The organism is Bartonella sp. CL63NXGY (assembly GCF_042194905.1).
Taxonomy (GTDB): Bacteria; Pseudomonadota; Alphaproteobacteria; order Rhizobiales; family Rhizobiaceae; genus Bartonella.
Genome location: NZ_JBHINK010000044.1, coordinates 1 through 2940 on the forward strand (window position 1 = coordinate 1; position 2940 = coordinate 2940).

The following is a 2940-nucleotide window of genomic DNA, read 5'->3' on the forward strand; positions in this document are numbered from 1 at the left end:
ATTATGCTATTCAGGATGTTCGGAAAGAAGCAAGACAAGCTGCTGCTATTGGTCTAGCGGTGTCCAACTTACGTTACAATGATGCACCAGGAAAGTTAAGTGTTGCACTTGGTAGTGGTATATGGCTCAATCAGTCCGCATTTGCTCTTGGTGCTGGTTATACATCTGAAGATGGAAATATTCGCTCTAGTCTATCTGTGACAAGTGCCGGAGGGCGCTGGGGTGTAGGTGTAGGATTAAGCTTAACTCTAAATTAATAAAATTCACTACGATTATTTTCAAAAATGCTCCTGTCTATACAAGACAGGGGCGAAAAGGGTTGTACGATTAAAAGAACGGCTCCCACAAATAACAGTGCCAGCATTAATGTTGAAAATAAAGAAAGAGAAAAGGTGTAAAGAGTGGTGTGTTTTACGCAAATTTGACAGAAGTCGTGGAGGGAGCTGGTTGGTGGTTGTTACATGACAGTGAGCAGCAGATTAAGACAGTTTTTGATGATGCGAAAAAATATGTAGATAAATATTTTTCTGAATCCAAGGATAATGCGATGAGTAATGGTGTTAACGAGTCGAAATCCTAAACCGATATAAAATTTGAAACGTTTAGTTATGATATTAAGAGCATACGGAAAGAGGCAAGGCAAGCAGCTGCCGTTGGTCTAGCAGTATCCAACCTACGTTACTTCGACGAGCCAGGATCTTTGAGTGTCTCATTTGGTAGCGGCACATGGCGTGGACAATCCGCATTTGCTCTTGGTGCTGGTTATACATCTGAAAACGGAAAAATCCGCTCTAATCTCTCTGCCACGAGTGCTGGTGGTCATTGGGGCATAGGTGGTGCAATTACTCTGAAAATAAAATAATACGAACAACGAAAACAAAACATCCACCCTTATTTATTGAAATAAGGGTGGATGTTTTGTTTTACAGACGCACAGTATTTATCTAGAGATAAGCATAATATTTGATGAGGCTATAGACTGTGAGGTTTTATAGAAGATTTTTCTATATTTTGTTGAAAAAAGATCATAGTAGAATCCATATTGCTAAAAAGTTATATTTTTATGTTGCTATTTTCATGAACAGCCTATAGCAATATGGGAGTGTATATTAGTAAGACTCATTTTGATAAAATAATTCAAAGGGGGAAAAGTAGTGCGTAAATATAAAAGGTACATCACGGGACCGCGCATATATCATTATATGATATATTAAAAAGAAAAAATCCAACTAAAAAGCCAGTTATCCAAGGAAAACTATATTCCGGACATATTACAATTTCTTTTTACTTTACTTATTATTAACAAAACCATGCTTTCTAATAAAAATAAAGTCTATAATTAGGAAAATACATACTAAAACCTAGTACAAAGGATTTTATAGTAACCACTACCAAGTAAAATGTAATATTAAATATAAAGACCCCTTTTTAGTTAGAAAAAACAGCACACTAAAAAACCTAGACTCTAAATGTGTCATCTTTATGTCCACAAAACATAATCAAAAAGACAAACATTTAGGTCTCAATACAGAGAGCGCAAACAAAACAAAACTAAAGACTCAAAATGTTCACACTCTAAGCAATAATCGTCTACTCTGAATTCCAAAGAGATCAATAATGCTAAAATGTGTCTTTTTTATGTTTTGGAGGTGTTTTTAAGTTTTTTCATTGGAGAGTTTGTTATGAAAAAATTATATGCCCCACAAGCTGCGAGTGAATTAAAACGTTCTCGTTTTTCTTTTGTTAAAGTTCTTTCGTTGGCTATAGCGGCTACATTCTTATCGAATGTTACGCCTGTTTTTTCAGCAAATCCTGATTTTAGAAACACGTTTCTTGAGGGTGTAAAAAGTGCTGGTGTATCTTATCCACAAAGCCTTCTCTCTGTTGCTAGTTTGAATGCTTCTGATGATTACGCAAATTTTTTAACCAAAACCCTTTCTGGTAAGAGAGATAAGAGTCCTATCGTAAATGTTTTGACAGAAGGTAGCCGTTCTGCGCGAGTTGGAAATGTTGATGATAAGAAAGCGCCACAGCTTACAAGAATAGCGGTTAACGATAAAAGCATGAGTGCGGATAATATTGCTGTGCGAAAATTGCCAAAAACATTTGTTAAAAAAGGGTGGATGCTGCCTGTTGAGGACGATAATAGTGATGATATTTTGCTGTCTGGCGTTAATCGTTTAGCAAGGAGGGTGAGTACGTATGCAGCTAATGATGATATAAAAATAGGAAACAGTCCGAATGCGAATGCCATTAATATTATTGCTATTGGTAACGGCATAAAGACATTTTCACAAAATAATCTGTTTCAAGGTGTTACTATTGTTGGCAACGCCGCGAAAGACTACGCTTCTGCTGCCACCATTGTTGGTGCATGGGCAGAAGTGAAAGAAGCGGGCGGTATTGCGCTAGGTTACAATTCTGTGGCCGATAGGGCTAAAGGTGTTTTTGGCTATTCTCCTAATAAGAAAGCGAATGCAACAGGTACTGACATTCAATGGAAGAGTGTTTATGGTGCCATGAGTGTTGGTAATCTCAGCGAGAAGGGAACGCGACAAATTATAGGGGTAGCAGCTGGTTCTGAACTGACTGATGCAGTAAATGTTGCGCAGATAAAGTCATTACAAAATTACGTAGATAAAGGTTGGCAGCTGTCTGTTGGTGGTGCAGATGCTACAACTATTGGTATAGAGAGCAAGATCGATTTATCAGCGGCAAGTGAAAATCTTCAAATTAGCAAAGGCAAAGATGACAATAATATAAAATTTGATCTAGCCAAGGATATTGCAGTCAATAAAGTAACTGCAGGAAGCAATACCCTAGATGCAACAGGCTTAGTGATTGCCAATGGTCCGAAAATAATCACCGGAGGTATTGATGCTGGAGGTAAAAAGATAACTGGAGTGGCAACGGGTACTGAAAGCACCGATGCGGTGAATT

At 37.6% G+C, this 2940-nt stretch carries 3 protein-coding genes and 1 pseudogene; all 4 read left to right on the forward strand.

Features of this window, described 5'->3' with window-relative positions; translation table 11 throughout:
• On the forward strand, positions 1-257 hold a 257-nt coding region (locus ACFIK0_RS08960), incomplete at its 5' end, for a YadA-like family protein (protein WP_375632011.1).
• A gap of 149 nt (positions 258-406) precedes the next feature.
• Positions 407-580 (forward strand): hypothetical protein, encoded by a 174-nt coding sequence (locus ACFIK0_RS08965; protein ID WP_375663857.1) that lies wholly within the window; start codon positions 407-409, stop codon positions 578-580.
• A 42-nt stretch (positions 581-622) separates the two neighbouring features.
• Entirely contained in the window at positions 623-862 is a 240-nt protein-coding gene (locus tag ACFIK0_RS08970; RefSeq protein ID WP_375663858.1) for a YadA-like family protein, read from the forward strand.
• Between the two features lie 820 nt (positions 863-1682).
• A pseudogene (locus ACFIK0_RS08975) lies at positions 1683-2940 on the forward strand (hypothetical protein); the annotation flags it as partial.